This is a genomic window from Exobacillus caeni (genome assembly GCF_005747095.1).
GTDB classification, from domain to species: domain Bacteria; phylum Bacillota; class Bacilli; order Bacillales; family Guptibacillaceae; genus Exobacillus; species Exobacillus caeni.
This window is the reverse complement of the sequence record NZ_SWLG01000004.1, coordinates 177,416-197,363: the sequence shown is the minus strand read 5'-3', so window position 1 is coordinate 197,363 and position 19,948 is coordinate 177,416. Positions and strand designations below refer to the sequence as shown.

General features: G+C 40.6%; 21 protein-coding genes, 1 pseudogene and 1 other annotated feature. Of the genes and pseudogenes, 10 read left to right on the top strand and 12 right to left on the bottom strand.

The genetic code is table 11. The features are described 5' to 3' along the window. Positions 1–328: 328 nt before the first annotated feature. The 3 genes from FCL54_RS06500 to FCL54_RS06490 are packed head-to-tail and all read right to left on the bottom strand — an operon-like array spanning position 329 to position 3,329. Positions 329–1,399 (bottom strand): ABC transporter permease, encoded by a 1,071-nt coding sequence (locus FCL54_RS06500; protein ID WP_171016714.1) that lies wholly within the window; start codon positions 1,397–1,399, stop codon positions 329–331. Positions 1,400–1,421: 22 nt separating this feature from the next. Then, positions 1,422–2,471, bottom strand: coding sequence for an ABC transporter permease (locus FCL54_RS06495; RefSeq protein WP_138124451.1), 1,050 nt, complete (start codon positions 2,469–2,471; stop codon positions 1,422–1,424). Beyond that, complete coding sequence (locus FCL54_RS06490) at positions 2,472–3,329, bottom strand: ABC transporter permease subunit (RefSeq protein ID WP_138124448.1); 858 nt, start codon at positions 3,327–3,329, stop codon at positions 2,472–2,474. It abuts the gene before it with no gap. Between the two features lie 168 nt (positions 3,330–3,497). On the opposite strand from FCL54_RS06490, the gene FCL54_RS06485 reads away from it, so the two are divergent. The 8 genes and pseudogenes from FCL54_RS06485 (at position 3,498) to FCL54_RS06455 (ending at position 10,456) form a co-directional block, all read left to right on the top strand. After that, positions 3,498–4,544 carry a hypothetical protein gene (locus FCL54_RS06485; RefSeq protein WP_138124445.1) on the top strand — a complete coding sequence of 349 codons (1,047 nt, stop codon included), beginning with the start codon at positions 3,498–3,500 and terminating at the stop codon, positions 4,542–4,544. After that, on the top strand, positions 4,537–5,415 hold the full coding sequence (locus FCL54_RS06480; RefSeq protein ID WP_138124442.1) for a protein-glutamine gamma-glutamyltransferase: 879 nt from the start codon (positions 4,537–4,539) through the stop codon (positions 5,413–5,415). The genes FCL54_RS06485 and FCL54_RS06480 overlap by 8 nt, the downstream gene beginning before the upstream one ends. Positions 5,416–5,484: 69 nt before the next feature. Further along, complete coding sequence (locus FCL54_RS06475) at positions 5,485–5,820, top strand: DUF3889 domain-containing protein (RefSeq protein ID WP_138124439.1); 336 nt, start codon at positions 5,485–5,487, stop codon at positions 5,818–5,820. Between the two features lie 216 nt (positions 5,821–6,036). Continuing rightward, positions 6,037–7,728 carry a M4 family metallopeptidase gene (locus FCL54_RS06470; protein ID WP_138124436.1) on the top strand — a complete coding sequence of 564 codons (1,692 nt, stop codon included), beginning with the start codon at positions 6,037–6,039 and terminating at the stop codon, positions 7,726–7,728. 191 nt (positions 7,729–7,919) lie between these two features. Continuing rightward, on the top strand, positions 7,920–8,081 hold the full coding sequence (locus FCL54_RS23845; RefSeq protein WP_171016713.1) for a hypothetical protein: 162 nt from the start codon (positions 7,920–7,922) through the stop codon (positions 8,079–8,081). A gap of 49 nt (positions 8,082–8,130) precedes the next feature. Further along, positions 8,131–8,378: a binding site (T-box leader), on the top strand. A 232-nt stretch (positions 8,379–8,610) separates the two neighbouring features. Continuing rightward, positions 8,611–9,606 (top strand): tryptophan--tRNA ligase, encoded by a 996-nt coding sequence (trpS, locus tag FCL54_RS06465; protein WP_138124433.1) that lies wholly within the window; start codon positions 8,611–8,613, stop codon positions 9,604–9,606. 135 nt (positions 9,607–9,741) lie between these two features. After that, positions 9,742–9,822: pseudogene (locus FCL54_RS06460) on the top strand (YjcZ family sporulation protein); the annotation flags it as partial. Between the two features lie 67 nt (positions 9,823–9,889). Then, positions 9,890–10,456, top strand: a complete 567-nt coding sequence (locus FCL54_RS06455) for a GNAT family N-acetyltransferase (protein WP_171016712.1) — start codon at positions 9,890–9,892, stop codon at positions 10,454–10,456. A gap of 37 nt (positions 10,457–10,493) precedes the next feature. Here the strand turns inward: FCL54_RS06455 and FCL54_RS06450 are convergent, their stop codons facing one another. The 4 genes from FCL54_RS06450 to FCL54_RS06435 form a co-directional block, all read right to left on the bottom strand. Then, positions 10,494–11,768, bottom strand: coding sequence for an MFS transporter (locus FCL54_RS06450; protein ID WP_138124885.1), 1,275 nt, complete (start codon positions 11,766–11,768; stop codon positions 10,494–10,496). A gap of 107 nt (positions 11,769–11,875) precedes the next feature. Further along, positions 11,876–12,400: an MltG/YceG/YrrL family protein gene (locus tag FCL54_RS06445; RefSeq protein ID WP_138124424.1), complete on the bottom strand. Its 525-nt coding sequence runs from the start codon at positions 12,398–12,400 to the stop codon at positions 11,876–11,878. After that, positions 12,393–12,578, bottom strand: coding sequence for a hypothetical protein (locus FCL54_RS06440; protein ID WP_138124421.1), 186 nt, complete (start codon positions 12,576–12,578; stop codon positions 12,393–12,395). The genes FCL54_RS06445 and FCL54_RS06440 overlap by 8 nt, the downstream gene beginning before the upstream one ends. 296 nt (positions 12,579–12,874) lie before the next feature. Beyond that, positions 12,875–13,495, bottom strand: coding sequence for an NUDIX hydrolase (locus FCL54_RS06435; RefSeq protein WP_138124418.1), 621 nt, complete (start codon positions 13,493–13,495; stop codon positions 12,875–12,877). Between the two features lie 111 nt (positions 13,496–13,606). Here FCL54_RS06435 and FCL54_RS06430 point away from each other — a divergent pair, with 111 nt between their 5' ends. Together FCL54_RS06430 and FCL54_RS06425 are read left to right on the top strand one after the other, a co-directional pair. After that, positions 13,607–14,332 (top strand): metallophosphoesterase family protein, encoded by a 726-nt coding sequence (locus tag FCL54_RS06430; protein ID WP_246055155.1) that lies wholly within the window; start codon positions 13,607–13,609, stop codon positions 14,330–14,332. Between the two features lie 203 nt (positions 14,333–14,535). Then, complete coding sequence (locus FCL54_RS06425) at positions 14,536–15,018, top strand: BsuPI-related putative proteinase inhibitor (RefSeq protein WP_138124412.1); 483 nt, start codon at positions 14,536–14,538, stop codon at positions 15,016–15,018. Positions 15,019–15,111: 93 nt separating this feature from the next. Here the strand turns inward: FCL54_RS06425 and FCL54_RS06420 are convergent, their stop codons facing one another. The 5 genes from FCL54_RS06420 to FCL54_RS06400 form a co-directional block, all read right to left on the bottom strand. Beyond that, entirely contained in the window at positions 15,112–15,990 is an 879-nt protein-coding gene (locus FCL54_RS06420; RefSeq protein ID WP_138124409.1) for a VOC family protein, read from the bottom strand. A 33-nt stretch (positions 15,991–16,023) separates the two neighbouring features. Next, entirely contained in the window at positions 16,024–16,782 is a 759-nt protein-coding gene (locus FCL54_RS06415; protein ID WP_138124406.1) for a class I SAM-dependent methyltransferase, read from the bottom strand. Between the two features lie 124 nt (positions 16,783–16,906). Continuing rightward, positions 16,907–17,467 carry a hypothetical protein gene (locus tag FCL54_RS06410; RefSeq protein WP_171016711.1) on the bottom strand — a complete coding sequence of 187 codons (561 nt, stop codon included), beginning with the start codon at positions 17,465–17,467 and terminating at the stop codon, positions 16,907–16,909. A 95-nt stretch (positions 17,468–17,562) separates the two neighbouring features. Further along, a complete protein-coding gene (locus FCL54_RS06405) occupies positions 17,563–18,315 on the bottom strand; it encodes a DUF1836 domain-containing protein (protein WP_138124400.1) in 753 nt (250 codons plus the stop codon). Between the two features lie 683 nt (positions 18,316–18,998). Next, positions 18,999–19,898: a cation diffusion facilitator family transporter gene (locus tag FCL54_RS06400; RefSeq protein WP_138124397.1), complete on the bottom strand. Its 900-nt coding sequence runs from the start codon at positions 19,896–19,898 to the stop codon at positions 18,999–19,001. Positions 19,899–19,948: the final 50 nt, after the last annotated feature.

Below are 19,948 nucleotides of genomic sequence, written 5' to 3'. Positions count from 1 at the left end.
CACCTCATCATTACATTCTTGATTACTATAATTCTAGCTCACCATAAATAAAACTCGCTAATCAGCAATCTTTTTGGGAAGACGGATGCTTAGTTGCGCCTATCTATATTCTAACCTTTTCAGCGGTGTCGAGCATTCTCCTTTGCTAGAAAGGAACGCGCGGAATAACATACCTCCGTATGCCTCACCTTCTTTTTTCAATTCCGCAGATGCCGAGAGACCCGGAAAGACATAAGCATTATTTCCCTTGTTGAACCTGCCATAGTAACTTACTTACTGTAATACAAAAAAATACGGCTGCCCAAGATTAGAGCGCCGCATTCAGCTTTTATCTACTCGAAACAGTCTGCCTCATATCTTCACTTTCAGCTCTTTCCTGGTAAGACAAAAATTGAAAATCCTTTTCAGAAGCATAATTCGATAGAGTCTTCGGCTTTTTCTGTTCGCCCTTTTTCTTCTTTTTTACAGCTACCGCTTCACTCCGTTCAAGAGAAACCTTAATCCCCTCTAACATAAGATTAAAGGCCAGAACAGTAACAGTAAAAAACAGGATTGGAACAAGCGGAATCCAGGTTTGATAAGCAAGGTATTGATATGTAAAGCCGATGAGCCCCGACCACTCATAAGTCGAAGACATATACTCCGTCCCAAGAAGGTCAAAGCTTACGTTCGTTCCTCCAAAAAATAACTTTAACAAACCTAGATGCAGTAATAAAATAAGCACACTAACAATCTGTTGAACAAAAACAAGAATTAACCTCGGCCAGAGATGTGGCATGACATGCTTCCTTAAAATATGAAAACGAGATCCACCAAGTGTCCTAGCTGATTCGATGAACTCCCGGTTCCAGATTGAATTTGTTTCGTTTGATACAAGCAACGTGGTTGTTGGAATAGCTACAAGAGCCATAATGATCACCTGAAAACCGACTCGTTCCAGGAATGTGTATTGATATGTGCCAGTCATTCCATCCGACATAATCACACTGGATAACAAATAATATACGAGGAGCGCAATCGGAACGTAATGCATGGAATCAACAATGCCAGTTAGATATTTTGTTGCTTTCCTAAAGTATGTTCCTGTAATAATTCCTGCCAAAACAGAGAAAACAACTCTCAAAAAAGCGATCACTACCGCCAGGCCGATTGTATATTTTGCCCCGATGAGAATTTGCTCCCACATATGATATCCGTGCTTATCTGTTCCAAGAGGAGGTACTTCAACAGGAGAAAACGGCGATTTCCCTTCAAGGGTCCCGTCTTCGGAATATTTTAAATCTGTCTGAGGCAGATAGTTGTCCTCTGCGATCTGGTAATAAATGCTTCCTGCAAACAATGAGAAAACAAATAAAAACCCGATAATAAAAAGAGGATTTTTAAGTATTTGCTTTGCCATTTTGAACCCCCCTTTGCTAATTTCACTGGTTAGAAGCCTCGTGCAGCTCTGTTTCATAAATAAATTCAAACTTTTCATCCTTAGGCACTGGCACGGACAGGGATGCATCCCTGAAATGATTCTTCCTGCTTGTTCCTGGAGAATCTTCCCGGTCCAGCGTCTGTTTGATCGCCTGCAGCATCAAATTGAAACCTAAGATCGTCACAGCAAAAAACGCGATTGGAGATAACGGAACCCATGGTGTGATGGTTAAATATCTCCAGGTACTCCCTATAAGTCCCGACCATTCATAAGTAGTGGATAAGAAGTCCTCTGCGTTACCTGTTATACCGAACTGGATATTTGTCCCTCCAAAAAACAACTTGAGTAGCCCTAAATGCAACAATAAAAGAAGGGCTGATACCACTTGTTGGATAAAGACAATGGTCAACCTCGGGTAGAGATGGGGAAGTATGTGCTTTATTAAAATATGAAATCTGTTTCCCCCAATGGTTCTGGCAGATTCAATAAATTCTTTTTTCCATACGGAGTTTGTTTCATTAGAAATCAGTAAAGTTGTCGATGGGATCGCGATTACAGTCAGCAGGACGATTTGAAAGACCACCCGCTCTGCAAATGAATATTCAAAAGCGCCTATAGCCCCATTTTCATTTAAAACAGTTAAAAGAAGAAAATAAGCCAGCAGGGAAATTGGAACATACTGAATAGAATCGATAAGCCCAGATAATTTTTCCATTCCCTTTTTAAAATAGGTACCGGAAACTACACCGAAGACAAATGAAAGCAGCACTCTTAACACTGCAATAATCAACGCTGCGCCAATCGTATATTTTGCTCCGATCAGTATTTGTTCCCAGAGATGGTAACCATAGTTATCCGTTCCAAGCGGTTTGGTTTCCAAGGGGGTAAATGGAGGTTTACCAACCAACATTCCATCGCTATCATACTTAAGTTCTGTTTTCGGCAGAACATCACCGCCTATGTAATGGTAAAGTATACTGCCGATAAGCAAGAAAGAAACAAGAATGAACCCAAGAAGGAATAACGGCTGCCGTAATAACCGCTTGATCATTTATACGATCGCCTCTTCCTTCGATACTTTTTCTGCCAGCAGCTGCCACAATGCCAGCAAAATGAATAGAGGAATAAAGAGCAAAATGAAGCTGATTGTAAAAATCTCCGGCGTAGGGTGCTCAAAAATAAACATGACAATCCCTCGCAGGTTGAATACATATTCCAGAATAAACAGGTTAGACAGCGTAAACCAGATAATCGATTTGGAATGGTAAAAGATTCCGATCAACGTGTTCCTGAACACATGTACCATCAAAATCACTTGCCTGTTCAAACCCTTTGTCTTCGCAAGATCGATATATTGCTTTTGCATTTCTTCTTCAAAGACAAGGAGCATGATCCGATAAAAAAATACAGTCGGTAAAATCGCTAAAATTAAAATAGGCAAAGCATAAGTTTTGTCATAAGCCGCCACATCCAAAAGAAGAATATCGGTTTTCTTATAAAACCAGATAATACCTATTTGAGCGAGCGCAATGATAAACACATCCGGAAGCGATTCAAACAAAAAGGCAAACAGCTTAAAACCTTTCTTTCCTTTTCGAGGCAGCATCATCGTAATAAAGGTAAAAAACAATCCTAAGATAAAAGCAAGAAGCAGCGCTCCCAATAAAACGATGAGCGAATATTGAAGCGGTTCAAGAATGTGAGGAAATAAGAAGTATTCTTCCTGTCCCGCACGATACTTTAATTCTCCTATCGTAAAGAGTGTGCCAAACATCCCTTTAACACTTTCAATATAGCCTGCAGGATTTATGGACAATCCGTTGAACAGGCCGGGCAGTGAGCCCAGTAAAATAATTCCCACAAAGGCAGACAGGAATTTAAATGAAAAACGATAGATCCCTCTTGTCATTAAGTTTATGTCCCTCCTAATAACCCGCGATTTTCTGTTTTTTTAACAGCTTGATCTGTGCCAATCTTCCTACACCATTATAGACGGAAATTTTTCCTAAAGGTTGCAAAATTTTTAATTTTTTTAATTTATCCTCCTTCCAGCGTCCAGGTTTAAGAGAAGTTCAGTATGAACCTTATTCATAATGAATACGAATGTAATATCATGATTGTTTTGAAAGGAGGAAAAGAAATGGGCCCTTCCTCATCTATCCAATCTTTCGAAGAAATTAGAACGAAGTACGGAAACGAGAAACTCAAAAAAGCATTCGTAAAAGCAGTGGAAAGAAACGAAAAGCAATCAGTTCAATTATTGAATCATTCCAGCATTGAGTTCGCCACCCTGTATCTTTTACGGGATGAACTTTCTTCTCGTTCGTTGATCCGATACCTTAACGAAAGAAACAAAACCGCCCTGTCCATTGTTAATGACATCCTGTCTGAAAGGCGTACACCTGAACCTGAAACTATGTATGCAATTTGTGATGAACCACAGCATCTCCACAGCATATTGAGCTGGATGTTGTTGACAGGAAAAAATGAAAACCTATCGATGGACTATCGGCTCGTAATCGACAGATGTGCAAGCCTGTTAACTACGATTTATCGAGAGCAGACAATCCTCGAGGATGTCGTGGACCTCATGTTTGTTCGCAATAAGAATAATCATTCCTACCATTACTTGACCTGGTCCCTTTTCGAAGCAAGGGAGCCTTCTGCAATGGTTTATATCGCTGAGTATTTTCGATCGGCTGATTCAGAAGACGTAGATTTTTGCACACAGCTTCTTCGGTTCATCCCTGAAATCAACGAAGACAATAATTCAGAAGCAAATCACACCTTATTTTTGCGATGGTATGAAGCAAACCTGCCGTACTTGTTTTATAACGGGGAAAGTCTGGATACGGCCAAACATCCTGTCCCATATGAAGTGGCACTTGATGCTAAATATCTTGGCAGGCCGGCTAACCTTAACACTGGGGGAATCCTCGGTTTATTAACAGACACCGAAGAACAGCTTTTAAACGCTTATTATAAAATATCGAATAAAGAGCAAATCATGCTTTCAACTTATTCCTTCCGTCTAAGAAAACACGATCTCACCCGATGGCAACAGTGGATACAGACTCCTTTCCACGAGCAACTAGCCCTTGCGAAGGAGGAAACACATGATTAATATCGCAGGAAGGCCCGTTTCACCTGAATCTTTAAGCAACGGCCTGCCAGGCGGGCCGATTGCCAATAAAATTATTGCGATCATGGCGAACAGCCGGGCTGTTTATTACTTTAGTTCTGAATCTGAACTCGAATTCGAGGTTAGAATGAGACTGGCAATCATCGATAGTGCCAAAGCTCTTTTCCAGAGCCGAGCACAATTTGCAGATTTTTACACTTCCCGGTGTAATCCTGCTTATTGGGACTTAACTGAAAACGGGGGCTTCCGCCTCAAGCCGGGCGTACCTGCTTCCGTTGCTATTAATGATATTTTTGTTAACGGAGAAATGTATGCTTTTGAATGTGCGACAGCAATGATCATGATTTTATATAGAGCAACTTTACAGGTCTTGCCTGAGCAGAATTTTAATCGCCTATTTGCGAACATGTTTCTCTGGGGATGGAAATACGACAAGGATCTTGCTATTGTCCACCGGATTCCTGAGGACTATCTTCCGGGTGATATTCGTTATTTTAAAAACCCCGATGTTAACCCCATGACACCGCAGTGGCAAGGTGAAAATGGAGTGGATATGGGCGACGGAACTTATTTTGGACATGGGATAGGAATCAAGACTCCAGAAGGGATCATCGAATCGTTAAAACAGAGGATGAAACCCGGAGCAACTCGCATGCCTTACTTGATGGCTCCGGCTACCCGTCCTGGATTTAAATACCTGTACCGTTTCTCTTATGCTAATCGTGAAGCAGAGTCCGGTACCGAAATAAGAGTGTTTAATGAGGAATTTGTTGAACAGAAGGTTTCTTTGGATGAATATTTCCAGCAAATGGACGATTATGCCACTCGATACATAACCGTCCGGTTCGGATAAAATTGCCAGTTCAATCACTCATAAATTTTGGAGGGAAATAACAAACTATTCCAAAAGGAGGAGTGAAAATTGAATCGATTTTTCCGAATGGCTTTACTTATTGTTTTATCCTTTATACTGCTCGTTCCCCTTGCAGCAAACGCAGCAGAAGATAAAAAAGAACAAGAACCAGAATACGCTAAATGGGGTAAAATCGCTCTCCAGGCTGTAAAAGAAAAATATCCAGACTGGAAAGAGACAGATTTTCTTTTTAAGGAAAAGAGTAAAACGGAAGAAGGAAATGTACAGCACACGTTTAACGTGAAATTAAGCAAAGGAGAAACAACAAAAGAACTCGAGGTTAAAGTAATTCACAATCCCTCAACCGGACAGCCTGTTTTAGTTAAAATTAAAGAACTTTCTTAGCTAAAAGCTTGCAGAAATGCAGGCTTTTCCATTCGCTCACATGGGTAATACCTCCTATTTATATTCTCCTAAATACAGAGCCTATTTATCTATACCTTTTTATTTCGCGGGACGAAATAATTATGTTCTGAAAATATAAAATAGTCCGAATAGAATCTGACATTTTTCGAAAATATCCCCTATACTTGGTATTACAAATATTGAGGAGGTATTTTCTTGAAGAAAAAACGAATTATTCCAGTGATCGCTTTATCCTCTGCACTCCTTGCAGGAACTCTTTCCCCGATTCAAGGCCAGGCTGTTCAAAAACAAACTACTACAGAGGCGATCGCCCAAAAATACGGAATCGAAAAAGGGAATAAACCGCTCTTTGTTGTTGAAAAACAGTCTGCTATGCAAAAAGCAAGCACTCCTCAGGAGGCACTTAAGTATCTTGAAAACAATAAAGAAAAGGTTAAAATAAAAAATCCAACAGCAAGTTTGAAATCAACAAAGCAAATTGAAGATAAGCTTGGTATGACGCATGTCCGATTTCAGCAAACAAAAGACGGTATACCAGTAGAAGGTTCAGAGGTAATTGTTCATTTCGATGAGAATAATGCTGTAAAGTCTGTTAACGGTTACTATAATCAATCTGTTGAAGATACAGCAGTTTCTACAACTCCAGAACTTTCTGGTTCAGTGGCGCTCAGCAAAGCTAAAAAGTCAGTTAACGCTCCAGATCAGCTTGATTATGAACCAGCAACTGAACTTGTCATTTATCCATATGATGGACAAAACTATCTGGCTTATAAAGTGAATGTAAATTTCCTCGGAGAAAAACCAGGTAACTGGTTCGTGTTCGTCGATGCGAAAACGGGTGCCGTTATTGATCAATATAATGCATTGATGCATGCTGATGGCTATAAAGCAACAGAAGGAACAGGAACTGGTATTCTTGGCACTCAACGCAAATTACATACCACTCTTAAAAACGATAAAAAAGATAGAGAAGGTACTGAGTTCTACTTATATGACAAAACACATGAGGATATTGAAGGAATATACACCTATGACTTTAAAAACCAGTGGCGCTCAAGCAGTGTCCAGCTTCCAGGGGAGCTTTTCTCTGATAATGATAACTCCTGGAACACTCAATACGACCGTCCTGCGGTAGATGCTCACTACAATTCAGAAGAAGTGTACAAGTATTACAAAAATGAACATGGCCGCAATTCGATCGACGGCGAAGGCATGGCGATTAAGTCGAGTGTCCACTATGGCGATAACTATAACAATGCTTTCTGGAACGGTTATCAAATGACATATGGTGATGGTGACGGAAGCTTCTTTATCCCGCTTTCTGCAGGGCTCGATGTAGCTGCCCACGAGATGACCCATGGTGTGACAACCCACTCTGCAGGGCTAAAATACCGTTTCCAATCCGGTGCGCTGAATGAGGCCTTCTCAGATATTTTCGGAGCTCTTGTCGATGCGGATGACTGGGAAGTCGGAGAAGATGTCATGGCGCCTGATGCTGTTGCATCAGGAAGAACATCCCTGCGAAGTTTGAGCGATCCGAGTAAATATCCTGTTGGTTCAGCCTATGCCCCATATGGAAACGGTGATGGAATGTATCCTTCCAATATGAGTGAATTTTATGACCTTCCAGTTGGGTTAGATAATGGCGGTGTCCATATTAATTCCTCCATTATTAACCATGCCGCTTATCTGACTGGCGAACAAATCGGAAAGCATAAACTGGGACAGATTTATTATCGTGCACTCACTGTCTATTTAACAGCTGATTCTAATTTCAGCGATGCTAGAAAAGCACTGATTCAATCAGCAGTTGATATTTACGGTGAAGGAAGCGCAGAAGCTGTAGCCACAGAAGATGGACTGAATCAAGTTGGCATAACCGAATAAGGTTAATGTCGGGGATGACTCAAAATGAATGTGTCGGCCCCTCCAACACCTATCTAGAAACAACTTGTACTATGTATAGCTAGATTGTGTGCAAACGGAGGGAGCAGGCCTTTATGAGTCATCTTCTTTTTCATGTTTTAGTTCATGGCTATAAAGGAATTAAACTGTATAAATCATGGAGGTGATTTTCAATGGATAAAAAAAAGCGTGATGATGAAAGGAACACATCCCCTCTTACCGACATGGATGAAGAAAAAAGCCCTGACGATATTGATCCGAACAACCCTGATACAGAGGAAACACCAGAACCATTTGATGAACAAGAGGAAAAAAGCCCTGATGATTTTCAATAAAATGTTGATTTTTGAAAAAGGCTGGAATAAACTATATACAATATAAGGAAAAGAAGCATAGAGGAAGAAGAGTAAACAAAATGAAAGCTTCAGAGAGCTGATGGTTGGTGAAAATCAGTGCGGACATTTTGTTGAATGGGCTTCCGAGCTCCAAACCGAACGGGAAACTAGTAGGCTTTGGCGAATTGTCTCATCGTTAAAAGAGACCAGTATTCGTTGCAGCGCAACCGATACTTCGAGCGGGCTTGAATTAATTCAAGCTAATGAAGGTGGCACCACGGGTCTTCCGTCCTTTACTGGACGGGGACCCTTTTTTTATTTTTTGCTCAGCTGTGCTTTAAAGGGCGGCCTCGGATGTGGCTGAAGTTTCGTCATGCTCTTCATGTAAGAAGCTTTAGTTGCAACCGACTCGCCTGAGCCCAATAAACTGCCTAATATTGAAAGGATGTGATGACAATGACAGATGGCTGGTGGTATATCCAAACATTAACCAGAACTATAAATCCAAAACACTCATGGAGGGATTTCAATGAATAGAAAAAAAATCGTCTCAGGAATCAGGCCGACAGGAAACCTGCACATCGGAAACTATTATGGCGGAATGAAAGGGCTGATCAACCTGCAGGAAGATTACCATGCCCATTTTTTTATAGCAGACCTTCATTCCCTGACAACTCATCCAAACCCAGAAAACCTTAAGAAAAATGTATTACAAATTGCAAGGCATTATCTCGCTGCAGGACTTGACCCGGAACGTTCCGTTTTTTATGCCCAATCAAGCATAGCTCCAGAAATTTCCGAGCTTCATACTTATTTAAGTATGGTCATGCCTCTTGGTGATCTGCTAAGATGCCCCACTTTTAAAGAAAAGGCAAAAAAGCATCCTGACAATGTAAACTACGGACTGGTCGGTTATCCGGTTTTGATGACAGCAGACATCTTGATTCATAACGGAGATTATGTCCCTGTTGGAGATGACCAGCTTGTCCATCTTGAAATCGCAAGAACAATTGTCAGGAAATTCAACCTACTATATGGAGAAACCTTTCCACTCCCCCAGCCTATCAAGGAAAATGCAGTTCGAATTCCGTCACTTTCGGGCCAGGGTAAAATGAGCAAATCGGATTCCCAGGATTCATTTGTCTCAATGGATGACTCTCCTACAGAGATTAATAAAAAAACAAAAAAAGCCTATTCCGATCCAAAGCGCGTTTATAAGAATGATCCCGGTAATCCTACTAAAAACGGTTGTAACGTCTTTCACCTTCATAGTTATTTTACGGATGGAGACCGTTTGAACGCAATTAAGAAACAATGCCTTCAGGCTGAAATTGGTTGTGTGGATTGCAAGGCTTCTTTAACGAGTTCTATTCTTTCGATCATTGAACCGTTCCAGGAACGACTAAGGGGAATAACTGATCATGATGCAGAAGGTATATTGCTGGACGGGAAAATAAAGGCAAAGGATTCAGCACAACAGCTTATAGCAAATGTACGAAAAAAAATAGGTTTACAAATGGTTTGATCTCTTTATTCGTTTACCATAATTTCCGCAGTAGCCCTGCTTTTTCGCCCAACCGTTTTTTGTAAACCTTCATAGGATAATAGTGTAAGAGAACCTTACAAAACTTGCTTCAAGGAGGTTTTTTTCATGAGCTACTATGGATATGGTCGTGGATTCGCGTTAATCGTTGTATTGTTTATCCTACTGATTATCGTTGGTGCCGCTTATGTTTATTAATCTCCTCTAGACAAAGGCTAATTTGCCTTTGTCTTTACATATTTACATGCTTTGAGGTGAGATAAGGGTGAGACAGAGAAAAGTTCTTCCAGAGTTAGAAACCGATCATTTATTGTTTAGGAATTTTCGTTCCTCTGACCTTGAAGAGCTGTATCGATTGTTATCGAACAGGAGTGTTATGCAATATGATGGAACGCCTTTGATCAAAAACAGGTATGAGGCTGAATATTACCTGAAGAATCTTTTAAACCAGGGGAATTCTTCCGGAGATAGTTCAATCAGGTGGGCTGCTGAAGAAAAGAGAAGTCGTGCACTTATCGGAACGATTGGTTTTCAGTTGTGGGACCAAAATAACCACCATGCAGAATTGGGGGGAAATATGATTCCCGCCCGCTGGGGAAAAGGGTTTTCCAGAGAAGCACTTAGTGTTATTCTTCCATTTGGTTTTCAAAGCATGCGCTTGAACAGAGTCAGCGCGGTAGTAAGAACAACAAATCGGCCAGCCTTAGCTGTTTTAAATAAACTTAAGTTTAAAAGAGAAGGAATACTGAGAGATTACCATCATGTAAACGGGAGATATGAGGACGCATACCTCTACTCCCTGCTGAAAAAAGACTATTTTAAAAAAGGTTGACTCTACCCTGATACCACAGGAAAAGTCAACCTCTTTATTATTGGCTATTCCTCTCGGGAGGCGGTGCAAATAACGCCGCAAAAATACCCAGTATCGGAAACAATAACGTTAAGTAGAGGATCTCGGTATATCCGCCAAAAATATCATAGGCTATTCCAAACGGAAGAGGGCCAAATGCCGAACCGATTACCATCGTTGTCATAGCAACTCCTTTTATGCTGCCAAGATGCTCCCTGCCAAAGTAATCAGGCCAGATGATATTTAAGGTAATACGTTCAATACCGCCGATCATTCCCCAGATAATCCCGAATAAAACCGCTAATATAAACGTGTTTACATGGTTCAGCATCAGAATGAAAGTTATCTGCCCGAGAAACGATACCGCAAGGACAATATGAACCTTTACTCTCTCTAAAATAAAACCGGAAACCATCGTAACAGGAAAGCCTACAACAGCCATTATACTAAGAACTGTAGCAGCAGTCGTCGTCGATAGTCCATTGCCCCCGAGAATAGAAACCAGATGAAACGTCAAGCCAGTATTTACAAGCGCCGGAATGCTTACACAGAATAGAATCAGCCAGAACGCCCTCGTTCTCATTGCTTCTTTTAATGTCCAGCTTACGTCTTCATCAATGCTCTGAAGCTCTTCTTTCTCTTCCTTTACCTTCTTCGGATTCGAAGCATCATCAGGCAGTAATCCGATATCCTCCGGCCTATTTCTGACGAAAAAATATGCTAGCGGAACGAACACAATAAGCAATATTGTTCCCCAGATCCTCCATGTTGTTTGCCATCCGAAACTGGTGATCATCCAGGCATTAAGAGGTGGAAATGCAGCAGAGCTTAAGAATCCACCGATAGCCATAAAGCTCAAGGCACGCCCCCTCTTTGCAATGAACCATTGTGGAACCAGGGTATTCGGAACCAGTGTCATCGACCCCTGGCCAAACAGACGGATCAAAAAGAACCCAATGAACATCATAATTGGCCCGATAATAAAACTGTTCCAAAAACACGCGACGGCAAGCATCGTTCCTACTAACACGGCCATTTTACGCTGTCCGTGCTTGTCTACCATTCTTCCTATAACAGACAGTAACAGACCTGCCAGAAGTGTTGCACTAGAATAAATTCCTGATACAAGAGACCTGCTCCATTCAAAGTCTTTAATATAGTAATCTATAAAAACGGAAACAGAGTATGTTTGCCCAGGACCAGAAAAGAAAACTCCTAATGCGGCTATCGCTACTATCAACCATCCGTAAAAAAAAGGAGTACCAATAGGTTTACTAGTTGTTGCTTCTTTCATGATCGCACCTCTTTTTCTAAATCCTTTTTCTGCACCTTTCTCCATTTTATCGAATAAACAGATAATTCCAAAGAAAAACACCCGGATATCCTCCGGGTGTTCTCATGTTAACGGGTGATCACTTCAATGACTTCTACATTTGACATACCTGTTTGAAGCTCGAAAGTTCCCAGCTGAACTGCATTTTCCAAACCTTTATTCTCAAGAACATTTATAAATTCTTCCGCATTTTGAATAATCTTTGCCTGCTGAAGCGCTTCGGCTACTTCACTGCTGGCCATTCCAGACTCAATGGAAAAATTGAGCGGCTTTACTTCTTCTTCCGCTTTCTTTTCCGCTTCTTTTTTATCAGCTTCTTCTTTATCTTTATTAGCTGCAGCTTCCTGTATTCCTTTATTCTCGTCTTTTTGCTCACTTGCAAACTTGCTAGATGTTTCGTATTCCTTCTTATCGACCGCAACTAATTGATTTTTCTCAAGATACTGTTCAGCTATCTGCTTTTCATTTACCTCTTTTTCCCCATCGCTGCCTTCTGCCTTTGTTAATGGAGCAAGCAAAAAATAATAAAATGTTAAAAGCAATGCTGCAATGAACATTCCTGTTGCAAGGCCCCTTGCTTCTTGCTTAGACATTCTTTCCGCCTCCGTCAATCGCATCCGTTCTCTTCTTAATATTTTTAACTTCCTTCATTAACGATATATACACATCGTCAACCTGTCTTTGTAGTTCTTTGGCGTAATCCTTTGAAAAAAAGGAATAAACAAAGAAACCGATCGAACCGAGAAGCAACAAAAAGATAATTACTAACATTTACTCTTTCCCCCTAAAAACTTTTTCTATAGATTTTACCCCCACTAACTCTCAGGAATAATCGAAATATGTAACACATGGTCTTCCCCCTAATCATAGACCATCGTTTACAGGTTTCGAACAGAAGCATAAATTTATAGCCTGTTTAACCCAAATTCACCGATTTTTTCGACAGAAAAAATCGACACTATTCGACTAACTGTTGTTATCTTACTAAACTATTTTGATTGTAACAATGGGTTAACAGCACTAAAAGCGCGAAAAAGCCGTCCAACTGGTTGAGTTGGACGGCTTTTTCAGGTGATCACTTCTACAAAATGATGGAGAATCCTTGCTGTGAGACCCCAGATGACATAATTCTCATAGTGGTAAAAGTACTCATCAAAAGATCCTCTAGACCATTTATAGTCTTCTCCGTTAGGAATAAGATGAAAAGGAAAAGTTTCTTCAGGTTTAATGTGTAATTCAATTGTATGGCAATCTGGCGGCTTTTCTATAAAAAATTGAAGCGGTACTGTGAAAACCTCATGCACTTCCGCTTGATTGAGCGAAAGCTGTGCATCAGCTTCAATGACACCGACAAATGGATAGATCATTGACCGAAAGGAGGTGACAACATAATCTAGCGATGCGAGCGGCTTAATCTGGTCTTTCGTGACCCCCAGCTCCTCACACGTTTCCCTGATTGCTGCGCTTTGTTCATCCTTATCGGCCAGGTCTACCTTTCCACCTGGAAAACAAATTTCTCCCGGCTGCCTTCGCATATGTTTGGCGCGTACCTCAAACAAAACATGAACTTCGCCGTTTTTTTCGATCAAAGGAAGAAAAACAGCAGATTTAAAAAACTTTTCGCTTCCTAAAATTTTGGCCTCTCTGTTCTTAACGACTTTACTTATTTTGTCTAACTCTTTTGCCAATCTTCATTCTCCTCTTTCTGCCTTTATTACTTTTTCGATATCTTTATCTATTATCCTTTTTCCTTTAGAATCAAGATAGAAAAAACTATGATTGGAATGGAGTATGAAAACGTGCAAACTACGATCGCAGTACTAACCGACGTTCACGGTAACTTCCCGGCTTTAAAAGCTGTATTAGATGAAATCGACAAGATGAGTACAGCAGAGCATATCTATTGCCTTGGCGATATGATCGCAATCGGCCCTGACACTAATAAGGTTCTGGAAACCCTTTTTGCTAGAGACGATGTTTCGATGGTCACAGGCAATCATGAGGATGAGGTTCTCAAAATCCTTAATGGAGAAACCCGTACTGCCAGCGGAGGCGAAGGGAAACATCATAAATGGATAGCAGACAGGCTTGATCCTAAGTATATTCCGATGCTAAATGGCTTGCCCCGTGAAATTCGGACTAACATAAACGGCCATAACCTTTTATTCCATCATTATCATCAAAACAAAGAGGGCCAATTTTCACCAATCGAAAAAACTCCGCGCGAAGAGAAGCTGGATTACCTGTATATGGACGAGCAAGTGGATTTTGTTGCATTTGGACACCATCATCCTGTCCATTTTTTCGAAACGAGCAGTGCCATCTATTTAAATCCGGGTTCACTCGGCTGTTTTGATAAACCTTATGCAAGGTATAGTATAGTGAAGATCGATTCAGAAGCGATCAACGTTTCCATGAAAGAAGTGCCTTATAATAATCAAAATTTTTTAGAATCCTACAATAAGCTGCAAATTCCTGAAAGTGAGTTTATCTTAAACATATTTCACGGCAATCAACATTTATAATACAATTGAAAAGGTCCCAACTTCCGATTGAAAAAAATTGGCCATCTGTTAGAGGGGTGTACTGTAATAAGTATTATTGGAAGCCTTTAGTGTTATCATTAAAAAGTTTTTGCAATACTTCTTAATTTTTTCCATATTTTACATTGCAAATTGATGACACCTTTCCCCGGCTTGCAGCGTCTTATTGGCTAGAGGTGATACAAATGAAATGGAAAACAGGCGTTACTTTATTACTTTTTCTTCTCCTTTTAACTTCTTGCGGAGAAAAGCAGAAAGCTACTGGAGAAAATACCAATCCACCAAATGAGAATAATGAACAGCATAACGGCGGAATAGCGGCAGGATCGTTAGAACCTTCCCTGGATTTAATGAGTTCTGAAAAAAGCTCTTTTGTGTTCCAGTATCAAATTAAGAACCAAACGGAACAAGTGCAGCAAATTACTTTCCCGTCTTCTCAGCAATATGATTATGTTTTAAAAGATAAGAATGGGGATGCCTTAAAGCAATACTCTGAAGGTAAGATGTTCACTCAGGCCGTAAAGCAGGTTGAACTTGCACAGGCTGAATCGATGGAATTCGAAATTGAACTTTCGGATTTAAAACCAGGAACGTACACACTTGAAGTATGGCTAACTGCAAACGGTGAAAAGGATTATCGGCAGTCTGTTGAATTTGATGTTTCCTAACCCTAATCCTGTATATGTGAGCATTCTCCTTTGCTAAAAAAGCTATGCTTTACTATACGTTAGAAAAGGACAGGCTTTCGCTTGTCCTTTTGGTTATTGTTGAACTGGCTCTTTCGAAGAAATGCCATGAACCTTTCTTGTTTCCAAAATTTGATCGATATGATGGAGGGCATGGCCCATAAGCGGCCGAATGCGGTGGATAACCTTCACTTCTGTTCCCTCCGGAATTTTAACAGAGCGTTCCAGTGCGTCAGGAAAGTGCCTCAATAATCCACTGATATGCGAACGGATCCCATCGAACAGTTTCACTTCTGCCTCAATCGGCCTGCTGGCATAATCCAGGCCTACAGCCCAAACATCCGGATCATACGAATTGGTGTTTAACGTCCTACCCGGTTCTGCAAGTGCAAATTTTACCCCTGCAAGGGAAGTCGCATCAGAATCGACGATATGAAGAACAATTTGCCTGATCGTCCATTTTCCCGGTGCTCTTGCAAGGTCTAACTCCTCTTCGGTCAAACCTTCAATAGCTCTTTTTAGCCTTTCAGGTGCTTCTTCATAGAAATCGAGAACCTCTTCCGTGCTCAATTCCCTGCCTCCCCAAAAGGATAAAATATAGCCATCAGGATCCTCCACCGTAAAATTTTCATCGCCCCATTCTTTATTCACATAAGACGTTTTATTCTTAGTTGCATCGCTTACTTTTTCCCTGTAACTCTTTAAATCGGATCCCCCGAAATATAAACATTTCCCTGGTTCCGGCTTATCGAATACAGGAGCAAGATAATCCTTTAACTCTTCTTCCGTTTTCTTTTCGGTTATTAACACCGACTGTTGTGATGGAGAAAGAGCCATGGCCACTCCATTTTCTTTATTTAAAAGGTTAACCTTAAAACCAAGAACTTCTTGATAAAACCCAATCGATTCCCCTAAATTTTTTACGATTATCCATTTATCTGCTTTTCCAGCCATCTAGTTTCTCCCCCTTTACTATTTCGCAATGCTTTATTTTTTAGCAATGATTAAAAAACGGTGGGATGGTATGTCGAGATAACCATCTTTTTCAATCAACTCATGGATTGATTTTAAACGGTTAAAGTAGCGATCGATTGTAAAATCAGTTACTTGCCATGGAATTGCTTTTAAATAATATACGAGTGCGCCAATATCATAATACCGAGTATTTGGAAATTGCTCTTGTGCCTTCAGGATTTCAAATCCGGCTTCTTTCATTTCATTAACAGCATAAGCCAGATCCCAATGGGAAAACTCTCCGTTAATAGGAGCTTCCAGCAACGCATTGATCGAAATATCATTTTTTCCGCCAACCTGCTGGGTGATAAACATTCCTCCGCATTTTAAAATCCTTTTCAATTCAGAGACCGAATATGCTTCATGCCTGTTGATAATAAGATCAAAAGTTTCATCCTCGTATGGAAGCTCTTCATCATCACTAATTTCAGAAACATTTACTCCAAGTGGCTCCAGTCTTTTTTTAGCAATTGGAACATTGGGTTTGTATGCTTCCGTTGCATATGTGTTAGCAGGAAAAGGCAGAAACATTGAGAGGAACTCTCCGCCACCTGTCCCCATGTCAAGCATTGAATCAGCTCTCCTTAACTCTGGAAGTATTAAACTCGTATAGCTCCAGTCAAGCGGAGACTCTGCCATTCTTCCCGTTTTAGATATGTAAGAAAAATCCCATCCGGAAAAAGGCCGTTCTGCTTCAGAAATCAGAAAATCGAATAAAGTTTTTTCGGTCATTGGTAGCCCTCCGTCATTTGTCTTTTATATAATTCGATTTGAAATATCCTTCTCCTCTTTTTCATCTTTTCCTTAATAAGAAAGAGAGCCTATCTGATCAGACAGGCTCTCAAAAAAGAATATGTTATTGTCCTCCAATAACACCGCAGGCAATTCTTTCTCCATCTTGTTCAGAAGTTCCATATAAAACTAATGAATTGGCATTGCCTTCTAGCAATGTCTTTCCTTCTCCCTCTTCATCAAAAGTTAAGTTGTCGACGGTAAATTCAGTAACTACCTTTCTATTATCCCCAGCTTCAACTTCGGGAATGTCAGCGGCTAGCTCTTTATTGTCCGCTTCTACGTCTGCCTTGAATTCCGGCGCTTCACATACATTACTTTTAACGATACTCATCTTATGCTTTCCCTGTGGGATATTAACTAAATCCACCTCAAACTGGACACCGCCGCTTTCCTCTCCATTCAAAATAACACGGCCAATGTTTTCCCCTTCAGGATCAGCCATCTCTACTTCTACTTTCTGATTATAGTCTCTATCATCCTCTGCATTGTTGACTGCTTCTTCTTCACTTTCTCCTATATTCTCGTTTTGCGTTTCTCCACTCGTATTATCGGAATTCCCACAAGCCGTTACAAACGTTAAAACCAGGACGAGTAACAGGAAAGATACTAATCTTCGAGTCATAACGAACCTCCCACCAAATTTATCCTTTGGTAATTTCATTCCACTGGTTTGTACAAAATAAACGTTTTTGGGCCTGTTCTATGTATGATACTACTTTATGAAAAATGATGTTGAGTGTAGGAAACGGTATTGGAATAATTTCTTGCGAGCGATTGGAAATAAGCAGTTTGTACCGCTAAAATTGCAATTACAATTGCATTGTCAATGTTCTTTTTCATCTTTGTATTCAAATAAGGAAGGCCTGCCGTATAAAACGCAGCCTCTCTCTCCAGTAGTTTTTCAAAACTATAATCCGGATTATCGCCTGACATTTTCATCAACTCATCAATCTTTTCAAAAATAGTAGAATACGCAAGATAAAAGTCAATAGGATCCATTAAGTCATCAGTTCGGTCCGCTGGATTGTTAAATAACATTTTAAGCAGTCTTCGAATTGACTCAAAATCGAGCACTGTTTTTAAATCTTCGACAATCAAAAGAATAGCCGCCTGTTCGACTGCATATTTCTTTCCTCGCTGCGGGGAGCCGATCAGCTCTTTCACATCTCGTTTCACCCAATTCTGTACTGCTGTAGGAGTAAGGTTCGTAAATGCCAGCTTGTTTCCGAGCGAAACGACTTCATTGATAGAAAAGCCAACGTTTTTGCGATCAGCTTTTAGTAATTTATAAAAAACAGGCGGTAGCACCGTTGATACGAACGACTCAAATTCACCCTTCTCATGGCCAGAATATAAACACATTTCCTTCCATATGCGGTAGAGAATCTCATTTGGTGAATCCCCCGCATTTTCTTTTAATGAAAGAAGTAGGGAAGCCATATCCTTTCTAGCGATTTGTAAATCTTCCATAATACACCTCAAATTTGACGTTCATTTGAACTTATCTTAAGTCTTCTGTAAAAAAATATCAACAATAAAAAGTGCCAAAAAATAGAAAAATAAGTTCAAAGAAAACATGTTCCGTTATTTACTGAAGTTTGGTCCAACATGGATGTTTTACAGTTGTAACGGAACTTGTATCCTTAAATATGCTTTTTCTAAGGCTGTTTTCTAAAAACTTGTTTAGCGCAAAAGCGATAAACCTGCGACGTAACGGATGGATGACCGCTGCGGAAATACACTACACTTTCCGCGGGCTCGCGCTGAGCCTCCTCACTCGCAAAGAACGCCTGTCTGGTTCCGGCTCACAGTACCAGGGGATTTCCCTCACCTCCTTGCGATAAGGCAACATCGGCTCTCTTTCGTTCGTCGTGTTTTCTGTATCTCCATACGGCTCAGTCCAATCCATACGTCCCTGGGCGTTCTTCGCCTTCACCTTTCTACACTTTGGGGTCTCAGTCGTTTTCGCTGCCCCGCAGGACAACGAAGGATACAGCAGCAAGACATCGCACGAAGAAAATGTGAAGTTTATTTTCGAGGAGTCTACGTGTATTTCCTTTGCCCGCGGAAAGCGAACTGCCCGGAGTGGAAATCAATGCTGCTGGGAAGCTTATAAAGAAACAAGGAATGCGAAAAGAGCCTTTTCTAGAAACTTAATGTGAATGTCTTCTTAATTCAAGCTTCGAACCTTTTCCCTCCATCTGAATCGTTGAATGATTGACATCAAATTCCTGTTCCAATAACTCTACTGCATTCTCTAAAATCTCATCTCGATCCTGTGATGGTTCCACAACGAGATGACACGTTAACGAAGGGAATCCAGAAGTAATCGTCCAAACGTGAATATCATGGACACTCACGACACCCTTTATTTTTTCAAGCGCTACCTGGATTTTATCCACTTCTACGTTCGGTGGTGAGCCCTCCATCAAAACATGCACGGAATCTTTTGTTACTCTCCAGCCGCTGATCAAAACAAGTACACTCACAAGGATACTCGCAATCGGGTCGGCATAGCTCCATCCCAAAAACATGATCAGCAACGCTGCAACAATTGCGCCGATCGATCCTAAAATATCTCCAAGAACATGCAAATAAGCACTACGCAAATTAATATTTTCGGATGTATCGCCCTTCAGCAAAATCCAGGCAACAAACAGATTGACCAGCAGCCCGATAATCGCGATGATCAGCATACCCGTACTTGCAACATCTGGCGGAGATAAAAAACGGTGATAGGCTTCCCAGAAAATATATAGGGAGATCCCAAGCAATGCCACCCCATTAAAGAAAGCAGCTAAAATTTCAAATCTTTTATACCCGAAAGTTTTAGCGGGATCCGCGCGTTTTTCACCTAACTTGAATGCCAGGAGACTTAACCCAAGTGCAACTGAGTCGCTTAACATATGAGAAGCATCAGAAAGCAAAGCCAAACTGTTAGTAATAAATCCTCCGGCCATTTCAACGACCATAAATACCGTAATAAAAATAAAACTTATTTTAAGCGCTTTCTTATTGGCACTGTGACTTGAATCATTATGGTTAGCACCCACATTTATCTCTCCTTTCTTCACTATCTTCCCCAAACGACGTCGAGCACTTT